The following is a 25319-nucleotide window of genomic DNA, read 5'->3' as shown; positions in this document are numbered from 1 at the left end:
GCGACCTCACAGGCGATTCGGAGGACGATCATGGCCGACGCACACGCGCATACCCACGACCACGCCCATTCGCACGGGCACGACCACGGCCACGGCCACGGGCATCACCACCACCACGACCACGGCGACGAGAACCTCGAAAACCTCTTCACCGTCGGCGTCTGCGGGGCGTTCGGCACGGTCGCCGTCGCGCTGGCGGTCCCGGCGCTCCGGAACACGGACCCGGCCAACCCGTCGATCCTGACGATCATTCTCAGCCCGGACTTCCACGCGTTCGTGCTCGTCGCCGGGATCGCGCTGCTGTTCATGACGCTGATCCGCGTGCTGACGCTGTGGAAGGAAGCCGGGCAGCACCACCATCATCACGACCACGCGCACGGCGAGGACTGTAACCACGGCAAGGATTGCGGGCACGACCACCACGGGCACGATCACGACCACAGCCACGGCGGCGTGTACTGGCGGGCCGTCGTGCTGCTGTTCCCGATCGTGCTGTTCGTGTGGGGCCAGCCGAATCAGGGGTTCAGCAAGGATTGGGTCGAGGGCAAGCTCAACGACCAGGGCGCGGTCGGCGAGTTGAAGAACGTCAAGGCGAAGGAGGGCGGGCGGAAGTTCAGCTTCGACGAGCTGAATGCGTTCGCGAACAACGCCGACAAGCGGGAGTCCGAGGAGGGCAAGACGGCCACGGTGAAGGGGCAGATTCGGAAGCTGAGCGACAAGGAGGCGACGCTCTACCGGCTGAAGATGACGTGCTGTGCCGCCGACACGATCCCGCTCAAGGCCCGGATCGTCACGGACACGGCGATGGCCGCGGTCGTCGATCACCAGTGGGTCGAGGTGACGGGCCAGCTCCAGTTCGTGCAAATCCCCGGCTCGACAGAGTACCTGCCGCTCATCAAGGCGGACATGAAGGGGATCAAGACGAAGGGCGTCCAGCCGGAGTAATCGCCTCCCCGTCGCGGAGGTTGGCCGGCGTGCCGCAACAAGGTTTTCAGGCTGAAAGCCTGGGAGCGCCCAGCCCAGGGCAACGCCCTGGCCGCGGGAGCCGGCCGGCGCGCGGGAGGTTGCCGCTCGCAGGCCTTCAGCCTGCACCTCCGTGGCTCTCCTACCCAGGGCGGCGGGCCTGCGGCCCTTGCCCTGGGCTGAACGCTCCCACCCCTTCGGGGTGAAAACCGGTCACTCCGTCGCCGCCAGTTCGCTCACCGCCTCCTCCTTCTTCGGCGGGTGGAAGAACAGCACCAACATTACCGCCCCGACCAGCGCCGCGATCATCGACACCTGGAACACGGCCGGGTATTGGATCTTCCCGTCGATCGTGTTGCTCTCCTTCAGCCGGCCGCAGACGAAGTTCGCGACGAACGGTCCGACGCCGAGGATCAAGACGTTGAACAACCCCTGGGCGCTACTCCGCACGTCCTTCGGGAAGTACTCGTCCACGAAGATGTAGACGGTCGCGAAGAAGAAGGCGTAACAGATGCCGTGGACGATGTTGATGAGGATCGCCGCCTCCTTCTCCGGGTAGAAGGCGAAGACCGCGAACCGGGCCGCGTGGCCGAGGACGCCGATGGTCATGGTCGTCCGCCAGCCGAGGCCTTTCAGCACGTAGCCGAGGACGAGCATCGTCAGGATTTCCGCGATTTGACCGATCTTCATCACCGCACCGACCCAGTTCGCGGGGATGTCCACCACGCCGCCGTCCTTCACCGGCCCGAGGAACGTGAACGTCCAGAAGAAGAAGCTCTGGTGGACGGCCGCGTCGATGAACGTGACCAGGAACAGGACCAGCACGAACGGGTGCTTGAGCAGCTTCATGGCCTTCAGCCAGGCGAGCGAGTCCTCGCCGGTCGCCGGCTTCGGCGGGGTGTGCGGCAGCGACAGGCTGAACACCGCGAGCAACAGCGACGCCCCGCCGGCCAGGGCGAAGATGTACGCCTTCATGTTCATCGCCGCCGCGCCGTCCAGCGAGTTGCCGAACACCTGGCCGAGCCAGTTCCCGACCCCGGCCTCGCCCACGGCTTGCACTTTCGTCCAGTCGGCCAGCAGGAAGATGAACGGCCAACTCGCCGCGATCCAGCCGATGGTCCCCCACACGCGGACCGGGCCGAACTCCTGTGACGGGTTGCGGAGGTTCGCGAACGCGATCGAGTTCGTAATCGAGATCGTCGGCACGTAGAAGACGGAGTGCAACAGCATCAGCCCGAAGAACGGCCAGAACGCGGCGTCCACGGCCGCCTTGTCGGCCGGGTCCGGGCGAACGAAATACAGCCCGCCGATGGCCAGCCCGCCGATCAGGTGGCTGAACGCGACGAACTTCTCGGCCGCGAACTTCCGGTCGGCGAACTGCGTGCTGAAGAACAACGCGACCACGGCCCCGACGTTGAACGCGCCGAAGATGAGCGGGAGCTGCCAGTCGCCGTTAAACCCGAGCTTCGGGATGTAGTCGAAGCCCAGCTCGAACCACGCGCCCCAGATGAAGAACTGCAGGAACATCATCAGGGCGAGCTTGAACTTGAGGCCGGCGGGCGCGGCCGCGGGGTCGGCGGTCATGGCGGGGTGGCTCCGGGGTGAACCGATGGGGATAGTTCACGAATGTAAGGAGCGGCCGGAGACGTGGCAACGAAAAACGGCCGGGAGAACCCGGCCGTCGCGCGAATCGTGTTGGATTTACCGGCTCACCGCCAGCGGACGACGAACGTGCCGTCGAGGGTTTGCAGCTCCGTCTGGCGAACGTCGTGGTTCTCCAGCCAGTCGAGCATGTCTTCGACTTCGCAGAGCGTCTTGAACTCCTGGCTCTGCCAGTCGCCGGCGAGGGTCGCGGCCGCGTGGCAGTCGGTCGGGAGGGTGTCGGCCGCCGGGTCGCTCAAGCGGGTCGGGACGAACGGGTTCACGGTCGCCGGCATCAGGGCGGAGTCGCGGGTGGCGACGGCGCACAAGATCGCGAGGGCGGCCAAGGTGAACGCGGTCGTGGCGAGAAGGGTAAGGCCGATCATGGCTATCTTCCACGCGGGTCTGGGGACGCGTAGCAACAATGCTCAACGCTAGGTCAGCAAACCTCGGATGCACGGAAAAAACGGAAAAAGAACCTGGGAAACTGGTTCGGCGTTACAGCTTGGGTAAAAACTTCGACCGTGAGCGATACGGGCGAAAATGACTTCAATGACGGACAGGAGAATTAAACGTCGAACGAACTCGCCACCAGATGATACCCTATGATAGACCCTCACCTTGCGTCGTTCACCCGGCTTCCGCGATTTGTTTCAACTCCACAACAAAATGTGTGCGGTCTTCTATCCGCTCCCAAAAAATTCGGCCCCGGTGTAAGTCCACGGCTTGCTTCGCAACCGCCAACCCGAGGCCGACGCCGTGTTCCTTACCGGTCACGAACGTGTCGAACAGCCGTGCGGCGATGGCCGGCGGCGGGCCGGGGCCGGTGTCGCTGAAGGTGATTCGGACACCGGCCGGCGAGATATCGACCTTCAGCTCGACTGCCCCGCCCGGCCCGGCGGCTTCGACGGCGTTGCTGAGCAGGTTCGTGAAAACGTGGCCGAGTTGGACCGCGTTCCCGGTCATCGGGACGGCGTGGGCCGGTTTCGCCCACACGAGCTTCGTGCCGGTGTGCCGGGCCTGGGGCGTCAGCGATTCGACCGCCTGGTCGAGGACGGCGACGAGGTCGAGCGGTTCGAGGGTGTGGTCGTCCGGCCGGCCGAGGTCGAGGAACTGCCGGAGGTTCGTCTCCATGCGGGCGAGTTGCCGGAGGGCGACGTTCAGCGGCTCCACGTCCCCCGGCGGCGACTCGTTGAGGTAGAGCTGCACGGCCAGCCGCGCCCCGCCGGCGGCGTTGCGGAGTTGGTGCGCCAGCCCGCCGGAGAACTGGCCGAGGACGCGGAGCCGTTCCGTCTGCCGCAGCGCCGTCTGGTACTCCGCGAGCTTGCGGGACATCTCGTTGACGGACACGACGAGGTCGCGGACCTCGTCGTCGGCGGCCGGCAGCGGGATCGGTTCGAGCCGGCCGTCGGCGATGTCGCGGGTCCGGGATTCGACCGCGCGAATCCGCGCGACCAGCCGCCGGGACGTGACGAACAGTAGCGCGAACGTCACCAGCCCGCCGACGACGCCGAGCCAGAGGGCGGGTTGAACCGCCTCGCGGACGGCCGCGCGGCGCTGGGCTTCGGGGTAGAGCGCGTACAGCGTGCCGCCCTCGTTCGGGTGCGGCGGGCGGATCGGAATCTTCGAGAGGCGGAATTCCCGACCGTTCGCGCGAACCACGTCCGCGGTCAGGTCGGGGGGCGGCGGGTCGAGCGTCGAGACGGCCTCGCGGGCCGGCTGCACGAGCACCAACTCGACGCCCGTGAGTTCGCGCATCTGCCGCAGGATCGGGTCGGTCAGTCGGAACGTCGGCGGGCCGACGACGCTCCGCCCGACGGCGGAAATCTTGTCCGCGATCTGCCGCTCGACGGCGGCGGCCGCGTGGGTCGCCGCCCACCACGTCGCGGCGGCCGTGCCGACGAGCAGCACGGCCGGCGGGATCAACAGGCGGTGGCGGAGGCTCAGGCGCATGGGGATAAAGTAACGGCCCCCTCGACTTCGGCCCGCGGTTCACGCATAATCCGGCTTCAACCCGGAGGGAAAGCCATGCGCCGCCTGTTCGCACTGTTGACGCTCGTGTTCGCGTCGTCGGCCCACGCCGAGCGGCCGAACGTCCTCGTCGTCATCACCGACGACCAGGGGTTCGGCGACCTCGGCGTCCACGGTAACCCCGTGTTGAAGACGCCGACCCTCGACGCCTTCGCGAAAGAGTCGGTGTGGCTGAAGAACTTCACCGTCTCGCCGGTCTGCTCGCCGACGCGGTCGGCCCTGCTGACCGGGCAGTACAACTACCGGACCGGCGTGGTGGACACGTTCATCGGCCGGTCGCTCATGCGGCCGGACGTGCCGACGCTGCCGGAGCAGCTCGCGACGGCCGGCTACCGGACCGGCCTCTTCGGGAAGTGGCACCTCGGCGACAACTACCCGCTCCGGCCGGAGGACCGCGGGTTCGGGACGACGCTCTGGAGTCACGGCGGCGGCCTGGCCCAGCCGTCCGACCACCCGGACCTGGACCCGAAGACGGCGTACTTCGACCCGATCCTGACGAGGAACGGCAAGGAGGTGAAGACGAAGGGGTACTGCACGGACGTGTTCACGGACGCGGCCGTCGAGTTCCTGACGGCCGATCCGTCGAAGCCGTTCTTCGCCTACGTCGCGTACAACGCGCCGCACGGCCCGTTCCAGGTCCCGGACGCGGACGCCGCCCCGTACCGCAAGCTCGACCTGTCCGCGGCCGCGTTCCCGAAGGTCGGCCAGCCGTGGACCGGGCCGAAGACGAACACGCAGGACATTGCGGCAGCCTACGGGATGATCGCGAACCTCGACGCGAACTTCGGCCGGCTCTTGAAGGCACTCGACGAGAAGAAGCTGGCCGAGAACACGGTCGTCATCTTCCTGACGGACAACGGCCCCGGCGGGACGCGGTTCAATTCCGGGTTGCGGAACCGCAAGGGCACGGTCTACGAGGGCGGCCTCCGCGTGCCGTGCTACGTGCGGTGGCCGAAGAACTTCCCGGCGGGCCACGCCGTGGACGTGCCGACGGCGCACATCGACGTGACGCCGACGCTGCTGGCGCTTGCCGAGGCGAAGCCGGTCGGCCCGGTGGACGGCCGCGACCTGTCGCCGCTGTTGCGGGACGAGAAGGCCGAGTGGCCGGGCCGGACGATCTTCTCGCAGTGGCACCGCGGGGACGCGCCGGAGAAGTACCGGGCGTTCTCGGCCCGCGGGCCGCGGTACAAGCTGGTCCAGGCCGCGGGCGTGCAGCCGGGCGACAAGTGGCAGCCGAAGTACGAACTGTTCGACATCCCGGCCGACCCGTTCGAGCAGACCGACCTCGCGGCGAAGCTGCCGGACGAGGTGGCGAAGCTGAAAGCCGAGTACGAGGCGTGGTTCGCCGACGTGACGAAGAAGGGGTTCGACCCGGTGAGGAGTTATATCGGAAGCGAGAAGGCTCCGTTCGTGCGGCTGACGCGGCAGGACTGGCGGGGCGAGAAGGCCGGGTGGACGCCCGACAGCGTCGGGCAGTGGGAGGTGTTCGTCGAGCGGGCCGGGGCCTACGAGTTCACGTTGCGGTCGAAGTCGGACTTCACCGGCGGCGGGTTAGCCGTCGGGGAGCAGGCGGCGGGGTTCGGCGGGCCGGCGGTTCAGCGGTCGCGGTCGGTGACGCTGGAACTACCCCGCGGCAACGCGACGCTGAAGCCGCGGGTGATGCTGAAGGAGAAGGTGTGGGGGCCGGAGTACCTGGAGGTGACGTACAAGGGGAAGTAGGTTCTGTAGGGCGGGTCAAGGCTTTGCGCCGACCCGCCGCGGGACCGCAACCATCTGGAGAACCGATGAACCGGCCGGAGACGCGACGGCGGGTCGGCGCAAAGCCTTGACCCGCCCTACAAATCACCCCGCCGGATCGACGTTCTCGCGGATCGCGTGGCGGACGCCGCCGATCATCCGCCAGTAGCAGAACGCCAACACCAGCCCGGCGAACGCGATGCCGCCGTACACGCCGACGACCTTCCACTTCTCCTCCACCGCCGCCCACTTCGACCAGACGTGCTCGTGCAACTCGTCCTTGAAGAACACGCGGGCTGCCAAAAGCAAGAAGACTTTCACCGCGAACAGCAACCCGACGAGGATCACGAACCGGTTCGTCCGCCCGGCGGCCCGCGGGCTTTGCAGCGCCGCCCCCATCCGGCCGAGCGTCGCCACGAACCAGACCTCCGCCAGCAGGCCGAAGGCGAGGAACGCCACGAAGCCGAGGCCCTGAATCTTGCCCGGCGTCTCCTCCGGCGTCATGAAGACGCCCTTCACGTACCCCTCGATCTGGTCGTAGACCGTCGCCCCCGCCGCCGCGCGGCCGGTCCCCGGCGTGAGTTGCGGGATCAGGCCGCTGTCCTTCATCGCCAGCCCGGTCATCGCGGCGAACGCCCCGAACCCGCCGACGGCCACGAGCGTCGCCAGCGACGAGAAGACGGCCGTGCCCTTCGCGCCGGACGCGGTCGGGGCGGCGGACACGCCGAACCGCCCGATCAGCCCGCACAGCATGGCCAGGGCGAGCGGCCCGACCGCCCCGAGCAACCGGATTTCCTCGACCTGGGAGTAGCCGTCGATCTTCAAGAACCCCGGCGTCTGGTCCGGCAACTTCACGTCGAACGTCTGGAGGATCGGGACGGCGGCGTACGCCAGCACCCCGAGCAGCGCGAAGAACACGGCCGTGCGAATCCAGCCCAACCCGCGGCGAACTTTCAGCCACCCGCGGTTGGTGACGGCGCGGTCGTCGGCCGGCGGCTTGCCGGGCTTGGCGAACGGGTCGGAGACGGCGTTCCTCCGGGGGTCCGGCGGGACGCGGCTGCCCCGCGGGGACGGGGCCGGCTCCGGTTGGCGGGCCGGCGCGGGCGGGTCGCGGGCGATGTCGTAGGTCGATTTCGGCGGCCCGGCCGGGCCGCCGAGCGGCTTGTCGTCCGGCACGCTCGGCAGGCTCCCCCACGGGTTCGACACCGGGGCCGCCTGCGGTTGCGGGGTGGCCGGCCGCGGCAGCGGCGGCGCGCCGAACTGGCTCGGGGCCGGCCCGACCGACTCGCCGGCGATGGTCAGCACCGTCCCGCACGTCGGGCAGCGGCCCCGCTTGCCGGCCGAGTCGTCCGGGGCGTGGAGGATACCGCCGCACTGGTTGCAGGTCACTTTAATCGGCATGGTGAAGTTGACCTCGGTGGGGGCGAGGGGTCGCGGACGGACTACGGACACGCTCGTTATACCAACAATCCGCGACCGTGAACGATCCCCAAGTCGCGGCGGGCCAACGTCTTCCTAGCACACGCCTCACCGCGGGTCGGGGCGTTTCCAGCTCGGGTCGTAACTTTGCGAGAAGACTTGTTGGATCTGTTCCGCGCGGGCCGCCGGCTTGTTCAGCAGAATCGTCAAGGCTTCCCGAATCCGCCCGACGCGGGGGTCAGTCGCCGCTGCGGCGGCGTTCTCCCCGCGGTCGATCCGGTCCAGGATGGCCGCCAGGTCGAGCAGCTTGCACCGGGCTTCGAGGAAGAATTGGTCGAGGGCTTGCGCCGCCGGCAGGGGTGTCATGGCTGGTCCCTAGGTCGCGCGGGCGAACCGCGTCTTCACGTCCAACGAGATGAGTTCATTCATACTACCCGACCGGAACCCTTGCAGGTCGAGCGTCACGAACCGAAAGCCCGAATCGAGCAGCTGCCGCACGACCCGGTCCCGCACGCCGTCCTCGGCCAGCATCGCGACGGCGTCCGGCGGCACTTCGATCCGCGCGAGGTCGCCCTCGTGATACCGCACGCGGCAGGTCCGTAGGCCGAGGGTGCGGAGGAACGCTTCCGCGCGTTCGACCCGCCCGGTCCGCTCCGGCGTGACGGCCAGCCCCGGCACGAGGCGGCTCGACAGGCACGGCGACGCCGGCTTGTCCCACACCGGCAACTGCCAGTGCCGCGCGAGGTCGCGCACGTCCTGCTTCGTGAACCCCGCTTCTTGAAGGGGATGGCGAACGTGATGCTCGGCGGCGGCCGTCAACCCCGGCCGGTAGTCCCCGGCGTCGTCGAGGTTCGCCCCGGAGCAGATGGCGTTCACGCCCAACTCCGGCAGCAGCGATTCGATCCGCGAGTAAAGTTCGCTCTTGCAGTGGTAGCACCGCGTGCCGTCGTTGGCGGCGTAGGCCGGGGAGTCGAACTCGGCCGTGCGGACGACGACGTGCCGGATGCCGATTTGCTTGGCGAGTTCCTTCGCTTCTTCCAACTCGGACCGGGCGACACTCGCGGAGTCGGCGGTGACGGCGACGGCGTTATCGCCGAGGGCGAGGGCGGCCGCCTTCGCGACGACGGTGCTGTCCACGCCGCCGCTAAACGCGACCGCGGCCCGGCCCATCCCGCCGAGGGCGACGAGCAGGCGGTCACGGTGTTCTTGCAGTTCGGGTGTCATGTGAACAAAAAGACATTATAGGTGTCGCGTCAACCCAGGTGGCGATTCCGCCACGGGGGCCACCCCGTGGCGGTGGCGGCGGTGGCGGCGGTGGCGGCGGAGCATGTCAGTTTGGCAGGGTCACTTCCGCACGGCGGCGGTGAACAGCTCGCGGAGCTGCTTCGTCACCGGCCCCTGCTTCCCGCCGCCGATGGTGCGGCCGTCCACCTTCGTGACGGCGATGACCTCCGCTGCCGTGCCGGTCAGGAACAACTCGTCGGCGACGTACACGTCGTGCCGGGTCAGCACCGATTCCGCGAACGGGACGTTCGCCTGCTTCGCCAGGTCGATGACAAAGTTGCGGGTGATGCCTTCCAGAATCCCGGCGTCGTTCGGCGGCGTCTTGAGGACGCCGTTCTTGACGATGAACAGGTTGTCGCCGGTACACTCGGCGACCTCGCCCTTGTGGTTGAGCATGATCGCCTCCAGGCAATTCGCCCGGATGGCCTCGATCTTGGCGAGGATGTTGTTCAGGTAGTTGAGCGACTTGACCCGCGGGTTGACCGCGTTCGGGTGGTTGCGGGTGTACGACGACGTGATGATCTCCAGCCCGTTCTCGTAGAGTTCCTTCGGGTAAAGGCTGATGTCGTCCACGATGACGATGACGTTCGGCTCGCACTTCCGCGGGTCCAACCCGAGGCTGCCGGGGCCGCGGGTGACGATGAGCCGGATGTACCCTTCGACCTTGTTGTTCGCCGCGACCGTGTCCTCGACGGCCTTCGTCACTTGTTCCGGCGTCAGCGGGATGGTGAGGGCGATGGCCTTGGCGGACTCGAACAGCCGGTCGATGTGTTCCTTGTGCTTGAACACCTTCCCGGCGTAGACGCGGATGCCCTCGAACACGCCGTCGCCGTAGAGGAGGCCGTGATCGTAGACGCTGATCTTCGCGTCGTACTTGTCGAAGAGCTGCCCGTTGATCCAAACGCGGGTGGACATCCGAAGGCTCCGGGAACGGTGGTCGGGTATGTGGATTGTATGGCGTCGTTCGCCCCGGCGGAACCGGACAACACGGCTACCAGAGGCGCGAAACGGAGTAGGCGTCGAATGCGGGGTCGGCGCTGACGATGGGGATTTGCTCGGACTGGGCCTGGGCGATCAGCAGCCGGTCGAACGGATCCTTGTGATGGAAGGAGAGCGCCGTCAGCGTGGCGAAGTGACCGTCCTTCGAGTCCAGCCACTCGAAGTTGTTCCGCAACATGTGCTGGGGGAAAAAGCCCTGGTACGGGCCGCCAATGGTGAGCTTCTTGAGGCTCACCTTAATGGCCACCTCCCATGGCGTCGCGACGCTCACGAGCTTTCGGTTGGCCGGGTCGCAGATGAGTTGAAGGGCGTTACTGCTGAGCTGCGGGTCGTTCCACCAGAACCAGAGGACCGTGTGTGTGTCCAGGAGCAGCCTCATTCCATGTACTCCGCGAAGTCCTCTAACGGCGCGTCGAAGTCCGGGGCCATCCAGAAGGACCGGTCCTTCGCCGACCCCGGCTGGCAGGGCCAACTCGTCCGCGGGGCGCGGGTCAATGTGGCGACCGGCACGCCGTCGGCAGTAAGTACCAGTTCATCGCCGGCGGACATGCCCTCGACGATTTCGGCCAGCTTCGGCAGTGCGGCCACCATCGGGAGCGTGCGGGACATGGCAGAACCTCCACTGTCCAGGATAGCTGACCGGCGGAACGGTTCGCGGGAATTCGCCCCTCACACCGCCGCCGTCATCAGCCGGGGGCGAAACGTCGGCCCGCGCTCCTCGACCACGCGGCCGCCGCACAGCCGGACGACCCGGTCGGTCGTGCCGGCGATTTCCAGGTTGTGCGTCACCATCACGATCGTCACCCGGTCGTTGCGGCTGAGGTCGTGTAGTAGGTCGATGATCTCGTTCCCCTTCTGCACGTCCAGATTGCCGGTCGGCTCGTCGGCGAGAAGCACTCGCGGCCGTTGCAGCAGCGCCCGCGCGATGGCGCACCGTTGCATCTCCCCGCCGGACAACTCGCGGGGCTTGTGCGTCTTGCGGTGGGACAGCCCGACCCGCTCGAACAGCTCCTCGGCCCGCTTCCGCCACTGCTTGCGGGACTGCATCCACCCGAGCAACGACTGCAAGATGTACGCCGGCATCAGCGCGTTGTCGAGGGCGGTGAGTTCCGGCAGCAGGTGGTAGAACTGGAACACGTACCCGAACGTCCGGTTGCGGATCGCATCGCGGTCCCGGTTCGGCAGGTGGTCGATCCGCTTGCCGTCGAGGCTGATCGTGCCGGAATCGGGCACGTCGAGCGTGCCGAGGACGTGCAGGAGCGTGCTCTTGCCGGACCCGGACGCCCCGACGATGCTCAGGAACTCGCCGTCCCGCACGGTCAGCGAGACGCCGCCGAGGACGTTCACCACGTCGGCGTTGCGGCGGTACGTCTTCGTTAAGTTTTCTGCGGTCAGCATCGGAAGCCCCTGAAGCGGTGGAACCCGGAGCGGCAGCGACGGGGTGCGGTCGTCATCACCCCGTCGCTGCCGCTCCGGGTTCCACGTCCGTTACTCGAATCGAAGCGCCTGGATCGGCCGCAGGCGGGCCGCCCGGAACGCCGGCAGCAGGCTGGAGAACACGGCCACGAACATCGCCCCGGCGTTCACCAGCACGACCGTCGCGCTTTCCACGTTCGTCGGAATCTTGTCGAAGTAGTAGACCGACCGGTCGAACAGCTGCTGCCCGGTCTTCTCATTGATGAACGTCTCGATCTCGTTGATGTTTTCCGTGATCCCCAGGCCGAGGACCGTCCCGGCCGCGCAGCCGACGACGCCAAGGAGGATCGCGTACCAGACGAAGATGCCCATGACGCCGCGGTTCGACGCGCCGAGCGATTTCAGGATGCCGATGTCGCGGATCTTCTCGGACACGATCATCGTGAAGATGGCCAGGATGCTGAACCCGGCCACGCCGACGATCATGAAAAGCAGCAGGTTCAGGATGCCCCGCTCGATGTCGATGGCGGCGAGCAGCGGCCCCTGGTGGTCCTCCCACGTCGCCGCGCGGGCCTCGTACTTCCCGAACAGCTTCTGAATCTCGTCCGACACGTTCGGCTTCACGAACATGTAGCCTTTCGGGGCGTCGTCCTTCAGCTTGACCTGGAGGTGCGTCACCCGCTCGTCCATCCGCCGCAGCCGCTGGATGTCGGGCAGGTTCATGTAGATGAACTGGCTGTCGTACTCGCTCATCTCGGACTTGAAGTAGTCCACCACGACGTAGGTGCCCCACACCGGCCGCATCTCGTTGGCCGCGAGCGTGGCGATCATGACGTGGTCGCCGGGCCGGAGGCCGGGGACTTCCTCGACGTGCCCCGTCTCCGGGTTCTTGTACCGGAAGTGGGCGAGTGAGTGGCCGACGATGATTCCGATCGGCTTCGCCGGCTCGACCTTCGGCAGCTCCGGCATCGGGACCGGCGGGAGTGGGATCGCGTTCCCGTCACCCTTGATGTCCGGCCCCTTGCCGAGGAAGTCGCCGTTCGCCCCCATCGGGTCGGGGACCGGCGGGTCGTTCATCATCGCTTCGAGCGCGATGTTCTTGTTGAACAGTTCTTGCGCCTCCGGCGTCAGGTCGAACGACGGCACGGCCGCCCCCTTTTGCCGCGTCAGGTACTGGCCGAACCCGCCGACCTTCGTTTGCCGCGCCGGATCGACGCCCATCAGCTTGATCGGCTTCACGACGTTCATGCCGCGGAAGTTGAACTGCACCGTGCCGACGACCTCGACCGTCGGGGCGACCGTCTCCACGTACTTCCCGGCCGGCGACCGGCGGATGCGGTCCTCCAGCAACTCCGGGTGCATCTGGAAGCCGGCGAAGTTGTCCGTCTCGACGATCACGTCCGCCAACACGCCGCGGAGCCGGTCCTTGAGCTTGTTCGAGAACCCGCTCATCACGCTGTTGACGACGATGAGCGTCGCGACGCCGAGCATGATGCTGACGATGCAGACGAACGCCAGGTACCGCGTCCGGAGGTACTTGAAGCAGAGCAAGAACTTGTACATGGGCTGGCCCGTGCGCGGCGGAGTGCGACGACACGGGACTTGTAGCAAAAGCGGGAAATCGGCGAAAGCCGAAGTTCCTTCGTCGCGTGGCCTGAGAGTTCAGGCCGCCGGCGAACGGTGTTAACTTCTCGAACGCCTCGAGCCGCTTCTCCAATCGTTCCAGGTTGAATGCCGCCCGTTTCGGCTCGCGCGGCGGTTGGGAATTCAGACATCGGGACAACCGGAACGGTCGGCACTTCGCGGAAAATCGTCGCAACCCCTCGGTGGCGCTCTAGGGTTGATCGCCGTCGCACCCTGCCGTCAAGGGCGGCGACGGGTTGCCGGATCAATTGTCGGCCACTGCCGGGGACGCCGTAGTGTCGATTGATTGCCCACACTGTCAGGCTCAGCACACCGGGCAACTGTCCACCCACGGGCTACCCTTCCACCGCTGCCCGACGTGCAACCGGTTCTTCCCGTCGGCCAGCCGCGAGAAGATCACGAAGGTCGATGCCGCGAACTCGCGGGACTCCCGGTTCGCGGTGTCGTCCTCGCACGTCGCCGTCGCCGCAGACCCCTCGACCCGAACGCCGATCACCTACGGGAAGCACGTCGCGAACGCGAAGGACACGGCCGACGATTACGCCCAGCCGATGCTCACGCCGGGGCCGAGCGTCCGCCCGGTCGTGCCGGGCTTCCAGATCGACCGCGTCCTCGGCCGCGGCGGCATGGGGACCGTCTACCTCGCCCGCCAGCTCTCGCTCGACCGGCCGGTCGCACTGAAGGTCATGAGCCGCCGGTGGGCGGACGACCCGGTGTTCGTCGCCCGGTTCACGCGGGAGGCTTACGCCGCCGCACAGCTGAACCACCCGAACCTCGTCCAGGTGTACGACATCGGCGAGGTCGAGGGGACGAAGTTCTTCAGCATGGAGTACGTCGCCGGGCGGTCGATCTCGGACCTCATCCGGGCGGAAGGCAAGGTCGAGCCGGAGAAGGCCGTCGGGTACATCCTCCAAGCGGCCCGCGGGCTGAAACTGGCGCACGACCGCGGCATGATCCACCGGGACATCAAGCCGGACAACCTGCTGGTGGACGGGAACGGCCTCGTGAAGGTCGCGGACCTCGGCCTCGTGAAGACGCCGGACCTGACGCAGGACGCGGACAAGGTCGATTCCGACTCGAGTTCCAACAGCGGGCTGTACACGATCCCGCCGGACATGACCGGCACGCGGATGGCCCTCGGCACGCCCGCGTACATGTCGCCGGAGCAGTGCCGGGACGCGGCGAACGTCGATCACCGGGCCGACATCTACTCGCTCGGCTGCACGCTCTACGTGATGGTCACCGGCCGCCAGCCGTTCGAGGGGGACACGGCCGTCGAGTTGATGACGGCCCACGCCTACAAGCCGCTGATCCCGCCGGAAGAGATCGCGGCCCGCGTCCCGAAGGAACTGTCGTCGGTCATCCAGAAGATGATGGCGAAGCAGGCCGGCGAGCGGTTCCAAACGATGGGCGAACTCGTCCGTACGCTGGAGCACTGGCTCGGCATCCACACGACGACGCCGGTGACGGCCCGCGAGGAGCAGATCGCGACGCTGGAACAGGCCGTCGATCAGTTCAATTACTCGCCGTCGATCCTGCTCCGCACCCGCGTCCTCACGGGCTTCCTTACCTCGTGTCTGTTGGCCGCGGTCGTGCTGACGTTCCTCGGCCGGCTCGGGTGGGCGTTCGGCCTCGCCGGGATGGTGTTGCAGGCCGCGGCCGTCTACTTCGTGGTGAACGGCCTCGCCCGGCGAACCTACCTGTTCGTGCGCGTCCGCCACCTCGTCGCCGGGTTCACCGTCGGCGACTGGCTCGTCTTCGGCGGGTGCGTCGTGCTGTTCGCCATCCTGCTCTGGATGCTCAAGCTGTTCTGGATTTGGACCGGGTTCGGCCTTATCGGGACGGCGCTGGCGTTCGCCCTGCGGTACGGGCTGGACCGCAGCGTCGAGCAAGAGCGCGGCGGCGTCGTGACGGCGTGCGAGCGGCTCCTCCGCCGCATGCGGGCGGACGGCCTCGACGAGGACCAGGTCCGGCTGTTCGTGGCGAAGTACGCCGGGCGGAACTGGGAGGAGCTGTTCGAGGAGCTGTTCGGCTTCGAGGCGAAGCTGACCGCCCGGACGCACCTCCGCGGCGAGTGCGCCGGCTACCGCGAGTGCCACGCCGGGTGGCGGGAGCCGATTCTTCACGTCATCAACCGCATCGAACAGTCGCGGCAGCGGGAGCGGGAGCGGAAGCTGTTCGTGCAGATCGAAACCGACCGGCTGCTGGCGAAGGGGGTCGCGAACCGCCGCGCCCGCCGGTTGGCCGAGGACGCGGCCGACGAGATGCTCCGCAACGTCAGCGCCATCCGCGACGCGGAGACCGTCCGCCGGGCGAAGGGGGCCTACGGCGAGCCGACCGGCGCGTCCGGCACGGTCGAGGTCATGCGGCGGCTCATCAACGGCCAGCCCGCCGCCCCGACCCGCGAGCGGATCGACATCATGGAGTGGGCCGTCTGGCTGCTCTGCGGGCCGCACGTCCGGCTGACGTTCGCGATCATCTTCCTTTCCGGCTGCGCCGCCTGGGCGGTCCAGAACCACGTCCTCGCCGGCGCGACCGGGGGGAACCTCCCGCTCGTCTTCGACGGCGTGCCGTTCGAGCTGACCGCGTGGATCGACAACGCGACCGTCGGCTGGGCGGGCATCCTGCTGGTCACGTCCGTGTTCTACCGCGGCCACTGGATGTCGGTGCTGGCCATCCTCGGGGCCGCCGTCACCGTCTTCGCCCACAAGCTGGCGCACATCCCGAACGTCGATCCGATCCGCGACTTCCACGTCGGGGCGATGCTCGGCACCGTCCTCGCCCTGATCGGGTATCGGTTCGGGCGGCGATAGCGGTTCGGGGGAATGGGCAACTTCTCCCCCGGCGGCCGTTTCCGGGATTCCCTCGCCCGGCCTTCCGGAGCGGGGGATAATCATCTCAATACAGTGGCAGAGTTGCCGCAGATTACCGGGACCGACACATGAAGACGTTAGCCCCCGCCGCGCTCGCGGCGGTGCTGGTGGCCGCGTTCGGCGGGGCGGCCCTCGCGGCCGGAAGGACCACGCTCGTCACCGTGACCGTCCCGGTCGGCGCGACCCTCACGATCAACGGCCGCCCCACGCACCAGATGACCGGCGTGCGGCAGTTCGTCACCCCGGAGCTGCCGGTCGGCCCGAAGTACCGCTACCAATTCGAGGCCACGTTCACCTGGTTCGGCGAGGAAGTCACGAAGCGGAAGTTGGTCGAGCTGACCGCCGGCACGACCGTCTCGGTGGACATGATGCAGGGCGAGACGGTCGTGAAGCCGCCGCCCCGCGAGGAGGAGGAGGAACAGCCGGCCGAGCCGCAGAAGCCGGAACCGAAGCCCGACCCGAAACCGCCGGAGAAGGAGCCGGAGCCGCCGAAGCGGGACGAGAAACCGAAGCCGCAAGTTCCCGACACGCGACCGGACCCGCCGTCGCCGAGTCGGAACAAGCCGCGGCCGGAACCGGAGAAGCCGCGGCCGAACGAGCCGTCCGTCGAGCCGCCACGGCCGCTCGCCCCGAAGCCCCGCGAGGTGACGATCAAGACGAAGAAATAGTAGTAGGCACACTCTGTGTGCCGTCTGCTGAGCGTTGCAGCGGCTCGGACGAACTCGCCGAAAGGTTCCCGTACCGTCCGCAACCAGCGGCAGCGGCCCGGACGAACTCGCCGACCCGCCGAGGAGACGGCACACGGAGTGTGCCTACTACTATGACCCACCCGCGAGGGTGGGTTTTTTCGTGCGCGACGCTATCTCAACCCACATGCCGCAATCCTACGACGCCATCGTCATCGGCGCGGGCCACAACGGCCTCGTCACGGCCGCGTACCTCGCGAAGGCCGGCCGCCGGGTACTCGTCCTCGAGCGCCGCGACATCCTCGGCGGGTGCTGCATCACGGAAGAGGTCTGGCCCGGCTTCAAGGTGTCGAGCGCGGCTTACGTGAACAGCCTGCTACGGCCGGAGATCATCCGCGACCTGGAGCTGAAGAAGTACGGGTTCGAGATGATCCCGCGGTCGCCGTCGTCGTTCACGCCGTTCCCGGACGGCCGCTACCTGATGATGGGGCCGGACAAGGAGCTGACCCGCCGCGAGATCGCAAAGTTCTCGGCTCGGGACGCGGAGCAGTACCCGAAGTACGAAGCGATGCTCACCCGCGTCGCGGACTTCCTCGAACCGCTATTGGTGCAGACGCCGCCGGACCCGTTCGCCGGCCTCGGCAACCTCTGGCGGCTCGGCAAGCTCGGCTACCAGTTCCGCGGCCTCGGCCGGCAGGCGGCGAGCGACGCGATCGAAATCCTGACCGGCGCGGCCACCCCGATCCTCGACCGGTGGTTCGAGTCGCCGCAGTTGAAGGCGACCATCGCGACGGACGCCGTGATCGGCGCGTTCGCCCCGCCGTCGCATCCGGGGACGGCCTACGTGTTGTTCCACCACGTCATGGGCGAGTGCGACGGCGTCCGCGGCGTCTGGGGCTACGTCCGCGGCGGCATGGGCACGATCGCCACCAGCATCGCCGCCAGCGCGAAAAAGCACGGGGCGGAGGTCCGCACGAACGCGGCCGTCGGCCGGATTCTCGTGAAGGACGGCCGCGCCGTCGGCGTTGCACTGCAAGACGGGACGGAGTTCCTCGCGCCGGTCGTCGCGTCCTGCGCCGACGCGAACGTCACGTTCCTGAAACTGCTCGACGACCGCGACCTGCCGACCGAGTTTACGGAGCAGGTGAAGAAGATCGACTACTCCTCGGCGACGGTGAAGATCAACGTCGCGCTGAGCGAGCCGCCGCAGTTCGCGTGCCTGCCGACCGCCGGCGTCGGCCCGCAGCACCACGGGACGATGCACGTCTGCCCGGACATGGACTACATCGAGCGGGCCTACGACGACGCGAAGTACGGCCGCCCGGCGGCGGACCCGATCCTCGAATGCACGATGGCGACGGCCCTCGACCCGACCCTCGCGCCGCCGGGAAAGCACATCCTCAGCATGTTCGTGCAGTACGCCCCCTACACGCTGAAGGGGACGACGTGGGACGTGGAGCGGGACCGGTTCGCCGACCGGTGCTTCGACATCCTGAACGAGTACGCCCCGAACTTCAAGCGGAGCGTCATCGACCGCCGGGTGTTCGCGCCGCCGGACATGGAGCGGGAGTGGGGGATCACCGGCGGCAACATCATGCAGGGGGCGATGTCGCTGTCGAACATGTTCAGCCTTCGCCCGGCGGCCGGGTACGCGGACTACCGCACGCCGGTCCGCGGCCTGTACCTGTGCGGCGCGGCGGCCCACCCCGGCGGCGGCGTCATGGGCGCGGCCGGGATGAACGCGGCCCGCGAAATCCTCCGAGACCGCTGATGCCCTCGCTCGATTTCACCGTCCAGCAGCTCGTCGTCGTCCGCATCGCCATGACGCCGAAGGTCGTCGCGAAGTCGGCCGGCGTCGATTTCGTCGTCGAAGAGTTCGCCCTGCGGGCGGCCGTGAAGTTCGGCCCGCGGCCGGTGAACGTTGCGTGCCCCGCGGCGGTGTTCGCCCACGAGATCGACGCGAAGCGAATCGTGATCGTGCAAGCCGCGGACCGGGCCGACGGCTCGGCCGACCCGCCGCTCGCGTTCCGCTTCCTGATCTTCTCGCGAGAACTGTACTCGCACCTCGGCGACCCGTTCGCCATTGCGGACCGCTACCCGCCGAACTTCGACGCCCGTGGGTCGCTGCCGGAATTGGCGTGGCCGGAGGAGCCGCTCCCGCCGCGGAAGGTGGGCGACCTTCACGCCATCCTGAAGGCCGGCGACGGCCCGTTCCTCCTCGGCACGACGCAGGCGCTGCTCGACGGGGCGCACGTCGCCGTCGTCCGTCCGGCCCCCGACCCGGAGTTGGCCCGCAACGTGTGGCAACTACTGCCGGACCGCATCCGCTGCGACCTGTGGCCCGCGACGTTCGCGTTCGCCGGCGACCTCAACTTCCACTTCGCCGTGGTCGCGTCGCCCGTGAAGGGGAGTCTCTCCGAGGAGCAGGCGAAGGACTACCCGGAGGGGCGGTACGAGTCGGCGCTCCAGGTCGCGATCGAGTCGAGCGATCAGGCCGAACTCGACCGGTTGCTCGCCCGGAAGCCGTCGGTGGAGGTGCTGCGGCTCGCCGTCGGTATGGTCGTCTTCGCCGTGATCGTGGCCGTGATCGTCAAGTTCGTGTGAGGGACGCGATGCCGACCGACGAACGAGTGCTGGTGATTCCGACCGCCCACTTTGAGGCGGTCGGGTACTTCCACGGCCTCCGCCCGTCGGACGCGAACTATCGGGCCGCGCTCCTCGACGCCCGACTGTTCTCGTTCCGCCCGCGGTCCGAGGTCGAAACCGACCCCGCGTTCAAGCAACTCATCCCCTACGTCGTCCTCCGGCACGGCGACCGGCTGTTCCAGTACCGCCGCGGGGCGAGCGGCACGGAGAAGCGGCTGCGCGCCCTGCGGTCCGTCGGCATCGGCGGGCACATCTCCGAGCAGGACGCGGCCGGGCCGGGCGATTGGTACGCGAACGGGATGCGCCGCGAGGTGACGGAAGAGGTGACAATCGGGTGTCAGTATTCCGAGCAACTCCTCGGTTTCATCAACGACGACCGCACCCCGGTCGGCCGCGTCCACCTGGGCGTCGTCCATCTCTGGGGCCTGGAAGCCCCGGCCGTCCGCTCGAACGAGGACGCGCTCGCCGAGGGCGGGTTCGTTCCGCTCGATCAGCTGCGGGCCGAGCGCGAGCAATTTGAAACCTGGTCGCAGTTCGTTCTCGAACTTCTCCACGCCGGGAAATGACACGAGCCGACCATTCCGGTCGGCTCGTTTCGATTCAACGGTTCGTTCCCCTTACGCCGCGGTCTTGCGGCGGAAGCGGGCGAGACCGATCAGCGGCAGGCCGAGGCCGGCCAGCACCAGCGTCGTCGGTTCCGGGACCAGGTTCGGGTCCGTCGGGCCGCCGGTCGGGGCCATCGGCACGTCCGTCTCCGTGATGTTGCTGTCCACCAGCCCGTCCGAGGTCCGGTTCGTGATCGCCGTGAACGAGTCGGTTTGGATCTCCCCGATCGTCGAGAACGCCCAGAAGTTCCCCAGGCCGATCTGCCCGCTCGGGATCGTCGGGCCGGTGTACTTCCACGTCAGGTTCACCACGTCCGGGTTGTCGTTCGGCTTCAGCAGGGCGGGCGTCGGGCCGGCGTTCGTGGCCTCGAACGCCCACCCGTCCGGGCCGAACTCCTGGCCGGGCACGTACCCGTGGAAGTCGTAGATCGTGAAGTAGTTCCCGGACTGGAGGGTGCTGTCGGTCGGGAGGACGATCGAGTACGTCCACCGGAACGTGTCGGCCTCCGGGAGGACCGTGACGGACACCGGGAGCAGCCCGGCGGACGCCGTCGAGCCGGCGAGCACCGCCGCGAGGGCGGCCAGAATCAACCGCGAGATCATCGTTCGGCCTTGCATTGGGGGGAAACCTCCTGAGTGAGCGAGTGGTCATTTCTGCCCGAGTTGCTAGGCTCGGGCGTTTAGGCGGGCGGCAAAATAAGCACGCCCCCCGATACTGTCAACCGCAGTTCCGGATTCGCTAAAGTTTGACTATCCCGCCGACCGACGGACCCACCGCCGCAGCCCGAGCAGCGGCAGCCCGAGGCCCGCGAGGACCAGGGTCGCCGGCTCCGGAACGAGGTTCGGTTCCTCCGGCCCGGCCGTCGGGACGGGCACGGTCGTGTCCGTGATGTTCTGGTCCACCCGGCCGTCGCTCGTCCGGTGCGTGCTGGCCGTGAAGAACGAGTCCGTCGCGCTCTGCTGCGTCGAGACGGCCCAGAAGTTCCCCAGGCCGGTCTGGCCGGTGTTGATCGTCGGGCCGGTGTACTTCCACGTCAGGTTCGGCAGCGCCGCGTTGTCCTCCGGGTCCACGCCCGGCGGCGTCGGGCCGAGGTTCGTCTGCTCGTACATCCAGCCGTCCGGCTGGGCGTTGCTGCCGGCGACCAGGCCGCCGAAGTCGTAGATGGTGAAGTAGTCACCGGACTGGAGCTGCGAGTCGGTGGGCAACACGATGTTGTACGTCCACCGGTAGTTGTCCCCTTCCGCGTTAACACTCACGTTCACCGGAAGGAGGCCCGCTCGGGCCGACGAGCCGGAGAACGCCCCCACGAGGGCAACGCCGGCGACCAAGATCGTGCGCGTAAGTCGATTCATTCTTCCATTCCTCCGGGCGGAAACACAAGGCGGCCTAACTCCTAACACTTCCTGAGAAGTCGAGTCAAGCCGGGTCGGAGGGGCACGTCCCCGGCCGACGCTCAGCCAAGGCGGGGGTGTATGCCGGCACGGTCCGGGGGCGTCAACCCGATCTACGGCCGTGGCAAAATCGGAAAATGAGAGGGAATTGCCGGCTAATTGGGGGGGAGTTCGTCCGGCGGGAGGCCGGGGAGTTGCGGCATCGAGCGGTTCGCCAGCCCCGGCATCGCGTGGACCGACTCGCCGGGCTTCGCCGTCGTGGGGATGATGATCGGCTTCACCTCCCCGGTGCTCACGTCCAGCACGATGCACGTCTTCGGGTTCGCCCGGAACAACGCGCCGGGGTTGGCCACGAGCGTCTTCCCGGTCCGGTGCTGCTCCCGGACGTGCGTGTGCCCGTAGAAGAGGTAGTCGAAGTAGTTGCAGTGCTCGAGTTCGTAGAACTGGTGGCGGTCGTGCGAGTGGACCCAGGCGATCCGCTTGCCGGCGAGTTCGATGGCCCCGAACGAGTCGTGCGACTGGCCGCCGATGTCGCGGATCGCGCCGACGAGCTTCGACTTGTCCTTGTCCCAGTTGCCGAAGACGAAGTGCGTGGGGAGCGGGCGGAACAGGGCAATGGTGTCGGGCGTCTCGATGTCCCCGCAGTGCAGGACGAGTTCGACCTTCTGCTCCCCGAGGAGGCGAACGGCGTCGGCGACCACCTCGTGCCGGTCGTGTGTGTCGCTAATGACACCGATCCGCATGGAGCCCTCACCGCAGCGGGAGTCGCCGAACGTCTTTCTTAGAATTTACGATACCAAACCCCGCCGGGCATGGGGAGCGCGGAAGATCGGGCGTCACTTCTTCGCCGGGAAGTCGATGGCGGACACGAGGGCCACGTCCCGCGTGCCGACTTTCGCGGCGGTCGCCGCGTTCGACACGCACGCGACGGCGACGTGTTGTCCTTTCTCGCCGCTGAGTAGGTGGAACGACTGCACGACGGCCAGCCCGTCCTGCTTGCCGCTCGCGGACAGGCGGTAGAGCTGCCGCCCGGCCCCGGCCTGGAGCATGCCGTTTTCCAGCACCTTCTCCGGGTCCCAGCCGGGCTGCTTCTTCGTCGCCTCGACGAACTCCGCGAGGATGTCCTTCGGGTCCGTGTTCGTCGGGGCCGGCTTCCACACGGCGATGGTCGCTTGCGCCACGAACTCGCCGCGGTCGAGCAGCCGCAGGACGAGGTGCTTGTCGTTCTTGACGACGACGTGCCAGTCCCGCGGGTAGACCAACTCGTACCCGGTCCCGTCGGCGTGCCGGAGCTGGGCCAGCACGTCCGGCACCTTGCCGTCGGCCGGCAGCTTCGCCCGCAGGTCCGTTACGTCCTTCGACTCGACCGCTGGCGTGCGGGTCACGGTGACGGTGGCCTTCGCCTCCATCGCCGGGCTGATCGGCCCCTGCTCGCGGTCGTCGGTCTGTTCCCACCGGACGCTAGAAATGACTTGTTTTGCAGTGTCGAAGGAGCATTCCGCGGCCACGGACAGCCTCACGATCGCGCCGTGCTCGATCCCCTCGGCCTTGCCCGTGACGGAGACCGTCGCGACACCGTCCTTGACGCCGACGAGTTTGCCGACGAGGTCGTGCTTGATGAGGCCGTCGAACAGGCACGCGGCCTGAACCGTCTCATTCGCGATTGCCCAGGTGTCACCGACGTTCACGTCCTTGCCGGGCAGCAGGCCGGGGACGGCGAGCGTGTCGAAGTGCTCGCCGACGAGTTCGAGTTCGTCGCGGGTGAGCGGGCCGGTCGGGCTGAAGTGGAACGGCCCGGCGGTCGTCCGCTGGATGAGGATGCCGCGGCGGTCTTCGGGGAGAACGCGCTTGCTGCGGTCGCCGCCGACGATGCTCTCGGACGACGCCTCGCGGTAGTGCCGGACGGCCTGGGCAGATTCGATCCGCTCGAGGAACGTGTGCTTCGCCCGCGCTTCCAGCGGTAGGGTGTCGGGCTTGCCGTCGCGGTCGATCTTGAGCTTCCCGGCGAGGGTCAATTGGACCTCGCACTGCACGGCGTCGCCGGGCTTCGTGTTCTCCTGGAGCCTCACCGCGTCGGCGGCGGTCGCCGGGGCGTGCCCCGCGACGACGGCCAGGAGACTCGCGATGGCGTGACGGCGGGAAATGCGCATGGTGCTGCCCTCGGTCCGGTACGGTGTCAAAGTGGGAGGGCAATAGCGACGGGGCAGAAGTGGTGTCAAGACGGGTTGAGTTCCCCCCGACTTCCGAAGTCCGGCTTCGACTTCGGAAGTCGGGGGGAAGAAGTGGCGTTTGCCGGACAGTATGAACGCTCCTGCGCGGGATCGACTTCCGAAGTCGAAGCCGGACTTCGGAAGTCGGGCCTTCTGAAACTACTTCGCCGCCGCGAGGTCGGCTTGCGCCGCGGCGAGAACGTCGCCCGTCGAGTCGTTCTGGACGAACGCGACCAGTTTCAAGTTCTTCAGAGCAAGCGGCCGCTCGCCGCGCGGCAGCTCGGCTTCCTTCGCCAGGTCGTCGAGCGACTTCGAGAGCGTCTCCCGCAGTTCGTCCGGGTTGACCGTGACCGTGTGGTCGGCCGCCTTCTGCTTGAGGACGATCCCCTTGCCGCCGGGCGTGGCCCGCACCACGTTGTGGTGATACTTCACGCCGTTGCCCGCCGTGTAGCGAATCTTTTCCTCCACGACCGCGAACCGCAGGAACGTCTGCTCCCCCGCCTTCTCCAGGTCGGTGACGCTGGCCTTGCCGGTGAACCCCTTCTCGCCGGGCGTCACGACCAGCTTCAACTTCGCCTCGCTCGGCTTCTCCAACTCCTCGTTAACCTTCTCCTTCAGCGCGTCGAAGATCGCCTTCGCCGCGGCCGCCGTCGTGTCCTTCTGAAGCTGCACGGCCCGCTTGCCGTTCACGAACGAGAAGACGTTCCGGCCGATGGCCGTCTGGTAGAACTGCAACCGCTCCTGCACGGCCCGGTTCGTCAGCACGTTCGGCGCGTCCGGGATGCCGAGCTGGTACGTCAGCACGATCACCTCCGTCGGCTTGTACGCCTTCAACAGCGCGTCGCGGGCGTAGTCGAACGCCGTCGTCTGCGTCAGCTCCGTCGTCGTGACGATCTCGACGAGCGCGACGCGGTCGCTCTTTGCCTTGCGGCCCTTGTACTCCTCGACCTTGAACGGCGGGACGGTCTTCGTGTACTCCTGGTAGTCGCGGGCTTCGAGCCGCTGCACCTGAACCTCGTACTTCTTCGCGTCGTCCGGCTTCTTGGCCCTCGTCAGCGTCCGGACGAGCGATTCGAGCACTTCCAGCCGCACGGTCGCGTCGTCGTCGTCCGCGAGCAGCCGCTCGGCCTTCCGGGCCTGGGCGAGGGCCACGTCTTCAAATCCCGTCTGGTCGGCCAGCACGTTCGCGAACTTCAGGGACGCCGTCCGCTCCCACCGCGGGCCGTACCCGGCGGCCAACTTCGTGGCGCGGTCCACGATGCCGCGGGCGTCCTCCGGCTTGAGCTTCTTCGCCGCGGCCTGGCCGAGGACCACGAGGGCCGCGTCGTACACCGTCTGGGCGTCCTCGGACTGGTCCATCGTTTCCCGCATGACCTCGAACGGGTCGGTGAACTTCTTGAGCGCGCTCGGCTTCAGGTCCGTCAGTTCGAGCGGCCCGCCGGCGAAGCTGAGGGAGCCGCTGATCTTCTTGCCGTCCTTCGCGATCAGCCCGTCGAAGCTGGCGAACGGCTGCTTCTCGACGCTCATGGAAAACTTGAGCGTGTCGCCGGCGACGGTGACGCTGTCGAACTTCGGGTCCGCGTTGAACTGGGCGGTCGAGTCCACGATGTCGCCAACCCACTTCCCCTCGGCCTGCGAGAACGCGAGCAACATCATCACGGGCCGGTTGTTGACGCGGAGGGTGAGCTTCCACGACCCCGCCGGCGGGTCGGCCGCAGCGACGGGGCTGGGGAACGCTACGAGCGCGGCGACGAGGACGGCAAGCCGGGACAT

The 25319-nt window shown here is 67.7% G+C and carries 23 protein-coding genes; 7 read left to right on the top strand and 16 right to left on the bottom strand.

Annotation, left to right across the window (positions count from 1 at the left end; all coding sequences use genetic code 11):
- Nucleotides 1-30: 30 nt before the first annotated feature.
- Nucleotides 31-945 carry a TIGR03943 family putative permease subunit gene (locus tag AC5JJ2_RS14995; RefSeq protein ID WP_495858816.1) on the top strand — a complete coding sequence of 305 codons (915 nt, stop codon included), beginning with the start codon at nucleotides 31-33 and terminating at the stop codon, nucleotides 943-945.
- Between the two features lie 231 nt (nucleotides 946-1176).
- On the opposite strand, the gene AC5JJ2_RS14990 is transcribed toward AC5JJ2_RS14995, so the two are convergent.
- The 3 genes from AC5JJ2_RS14990 to AC5JJ2_RS14980 form a co-directional block, all read right to left on the bottom strand.
- Nucleotides 1177-2547: an MFS transporter gene (locus AC5JJ2_RS14990; RefSeq protein ID WP_495858815.1), complete on the bottom strand. Its 1371-nt coding sequence runs from the start codon at nucleotides 2545-2547 to the stop codon at nucleotides 1177-1179.
- A gap of 125 nt (nucleotides 2548-2672) precedes the next feature.
- Entirely contained in the window at nucleotides 2673-2990 is a 318-nt protein-coding gene (locus AC5JJ2_RS14985) for a hypothetical protein (RefSeq protein WP_495858814.1), read from the bottom strand.
- Nucleotides 2991-3234: 244 nt separating this feature from the next.
- The gene (locus AC5JJ2_RS14980) at nucleotides 3235-4557 is read right to left on the bottom strand and encodes a sensor histidine kinase (protein WP_495858813.1); all 1323 of its coding nucleotides are present in this window, start codon (nucleotides 4555-4557) and stop codon (nucleotides 3235-3237) included.
- A gap of 75 nt (nucleotides 4558-4632) precedes the next feature.
- On the opposite strand from AC5JJ2_RS14980, the gene AC5JJ2_RS14975 reads away from it, so the two are divergent.
- On the top strand, nucleotides 4633-6354 hold the full coding sequence (locus AC5JJ2_RS14975; RefSeq protein WP_495858812.1) for an arylsulfatase: 1722 nt from the start codon (nucleotides 4633-4635) through the stop codon (nucleotides 6352-6354).
- A gap of 123 nt (nucleotides 6355-6477) precedes the next feature.
- Here AC5JJ2_RS14975 and AC5JJ2_RS14970 read toward each other — a convergent pair whose 3' ends face one another.
- The 8 genes from AC5JJ2_RS14970 to AC5JJ2_RS14935 form a co-directional block, all read right to left on the bottom strand.
- Nucleotides 6478-7773, bottom strand: coding sequence for a hypothetical protein (locus AC5JJ2_RS14970; RefSeq protein WP_495858811.1), 1296 nt, complete (start codon nucleotides 7771-7773; stop codon nucleotides 6478-6480).
- 126 nt (nucleotides 7774-7899) lie between these two features.
- The gene (locus AC5JJ2_RS14965) at nucleotides 7900-8157 is read right to left on the bottom strand and encodes a hypothetical protein (RefSeq protein ID WP_495858810.1); all 258 of its coding nucleotides are present in this window, start codon (nucleotides 8155-8157) and stop codon (nucleotides 7900-7902) included.
- Between the two features lie 9 nt (nucleotides 8158-8166).
- A complete protein-coding gene (gene larE, locus AC5JJ2_RS14960) occupies nucleotides 8167-9015 on the bottom strand; it encodes an ATP-dependent sacrificial sulfur transferase LarE (protein ID WP_495858809.1) in 849 nt (282 codons plus the stop codon).
- A gap of 120 nt (nucleotides 9016-9135) precedes the next feature.
- Nucleotides 9136-9990, bottom strand: coding sequence for a branched-chain-amino-acid transaminase (ilvE, locus tag AC5JJ2_RS14955; protein ID WP_495858808.1), 855 nt, complete (start codon nucleotides 9988-9990; stop codon nucleotides 9136-9138).
- A gap of 76 nt (nucleotides 9991-10066) precedes the next feature.
- On the bottom strand, nucleotides 10067-10453 hold the full coding sequence (locus tag AC5JJ2_RS14950) for a type II toxin-antitoxin system VapC family toxin (RefSeq protein WP_495858807.1): 387 nt from the start codon (nucleotides 10451-10453) through the stop codon (nucleotides 10067-10069).
- Nucleotides 10450-10683, bottom strand: coding sequence for a DUF2281 domain-containing protein (locus AC5JJ2_RS14945; protein WP_495858806.1), 234 nt, complete (start codon nucleotides 10681-10683; stop codon nucleotides 10450-10452). Before AC5JJ2_RS14945 ends, AC5JJ2_RS14950 begins: the two co-directional genes overlap by 4 nt.
- 60 nt (nucleotides 10684-10743) lie before the next feature.
- Nucleotides 10744-11472 (bottom strand): ABC transporter ATP-binding protein, encoded by a 729-nt coding sequence (locus tag AC5JJ2_RS14940; protein ID WP_495858805.1) that lies wholly within the window; start codon nucleotides 11470-11472, stop codon nucleotides 10744-10746.
- Between the two features lie 90 nt (nucleotides 11473-11562).
- Nucleotides 11563-13053 (bottom strand): ABC transporter permease, encoded by a 1491-nt coding sequence (locus AC5JJ2_RS14935; protein WP_495858804.1) that lies wholly within the window; start codon nucleotides 13051-13053, stop codon nucleotides 11563-11565.
- Nucleotides 13054-13409: 356 nt separating this feature from the next.
- Between AC5JJ2_RS14935 and AC5JJ2_RS14930 the strand changes: the two genes are divergently transcribed.
- The 5 genes from AC5JJ2_RS14930 to AC5JJ2_RS14910 all read left to right on the top strand — a co-directional run bounded on the left by AC5JJ2_RS14930 (nucleotide 13410) and on the right by AC5JJ2_RS14910 (nucleotide 19905).
- Nucleotides 13410-15947 (top strand): serine/threonine-protein kinase, encoded by a 2538-nt coding sequence (locus AC5JJ2_RS14930; protein ID WP_495858803.1) that lies wholly within the window; start codon nucleotides 13410-13412, stop codon nucleotides 15945-15947.
- 128 nt (nucleotides 15948-16075) lie between these two features.
- Nucleotides 16076-16675, top strand: a complete 600-nt coding sequence (locus AC5JJ2_RS14925; protein ID WP_495858802.1) for a TIGR03000 domain-containing protein — start codon at nucleotides 16076-16078, stop codon at nucleotides 16673-16675.
- Nucleotides 16676-16880: 205 nt separating this feature from the next.
- On the top strand, nucleotides 16881-18464 hold the full coding sequence (locus AC5JJ2_RS14920) for a phytoene desaturase family protein (protein ID WP_495858801.1): 1584 nt from the start codon (nucleotides 16881-16883) through the stop codon (nucleotides 18462-18464).
- Entirely contained in the window at nucleotides 18464-19297 is an 834-nt protein-coding gene (locus AC5JJ2_RS14915) for a hypothetical protein (protein ID WP_495858800.1), read from the top strand. Before AC5JJ2_RS14920 ends, AC5JJ2_RS14915 begins: the two co-directional genes overlap by 1 nt.
- A gap of 8 nt (nucleotides 19298-19305) precedes the next feature.
- Nucleotides 19306-19905, top strand: coding sequence for a phosphoesterase (locus AC5JJ2_RS14910; protein ID WP_495858799.1), 600 nt, complete (start codon nucleotides 19306-19308; stop codon nucleotides 19903-19905).
- A gap of 51 nt (nucleotides 19906-19956) precedes the next feature.
- Here AC5JJ2_RS14910 and AC5JJ2_RS14905 read toward each other — a convergent pair whose 3' ends face one another.
- The 5 genes from AC5JJ2_RS14905 to AC5JJ2_RS14885 form a co-directional block, all read right to left on the bottom strand.
- The gene (locus AC5JJ2_RS14905) at nucleotides 19957-20547 is read right to left on the bottom strand and encodes a PEP-CTERM sorting domain-containing protein (RefSeq protein WP_495858798.1); all 591 of its coding nucleotides are present in this window, start codon (nucleotides 20545-20547) and stop codon (nucleotides 19957-19959) included.
- Between the two features lie 147 nt (nucleotides 20548-20694).
- Nucleotides 20695-21297 carry a PEP-CTERM sorting domain-containing protein gene (locus AC5JJ2_RS14900; RefSeq protein ID WP_495858797.1) on the bottom strand — a complete coding sequence of 201 codons (603 nt, stop codon included), beginning with the start codon at nucleotides 21295-21297 and terminating at the stop codon, nucleotides 20695-20697.
- A 194-nt stretch (nucleotides 21298-21491) separates the two neighbouring features.
- Nucleotides 21492-22079, bottom strand: a complete 588-nt coding sequence (locus AC5JJ2_RS14895; RefSeq protein ID WP_495858796.1) for a YfcE family phosphodiesterase — start codon at nucleotides 22077-22079, stop codon at nucleotides 21492-21494.
- A gap of 93 nt (nucleotides 22080-22172) precedes the next feature.
- Nucleotides 22173-23486: a hypothetical protein gene (locus AC5JJ2_RS14890; RefSeq protein WP_495858795.1), complete on the bottom strand. Its 1314-nt coding sequence runs from the start codon at nucleotides 23484-23486 to the stop codon at nucleotides 22173-22175.
- Between the two features lie 219 nt (nucleotides 23487-23705).
- Complete coding sequence (locus tag AC5JJ2_RS14885; RefSeq protein ID WP_495858794.1) at nucleotides 23706-25319, bottom strand: hypothetical protein; 1614 nt, start codon at nucleotides 25317-25319, stop codon at nucleotides 23706-23708.

Source organism: Limnoglobus sp. (assembly GCF_059499385.1).
The sequence above is the reverse complement of the archived record's forward strand: the minus strand, read 5'-3'. Positions and strand labels throughout refer to the sequence as shown.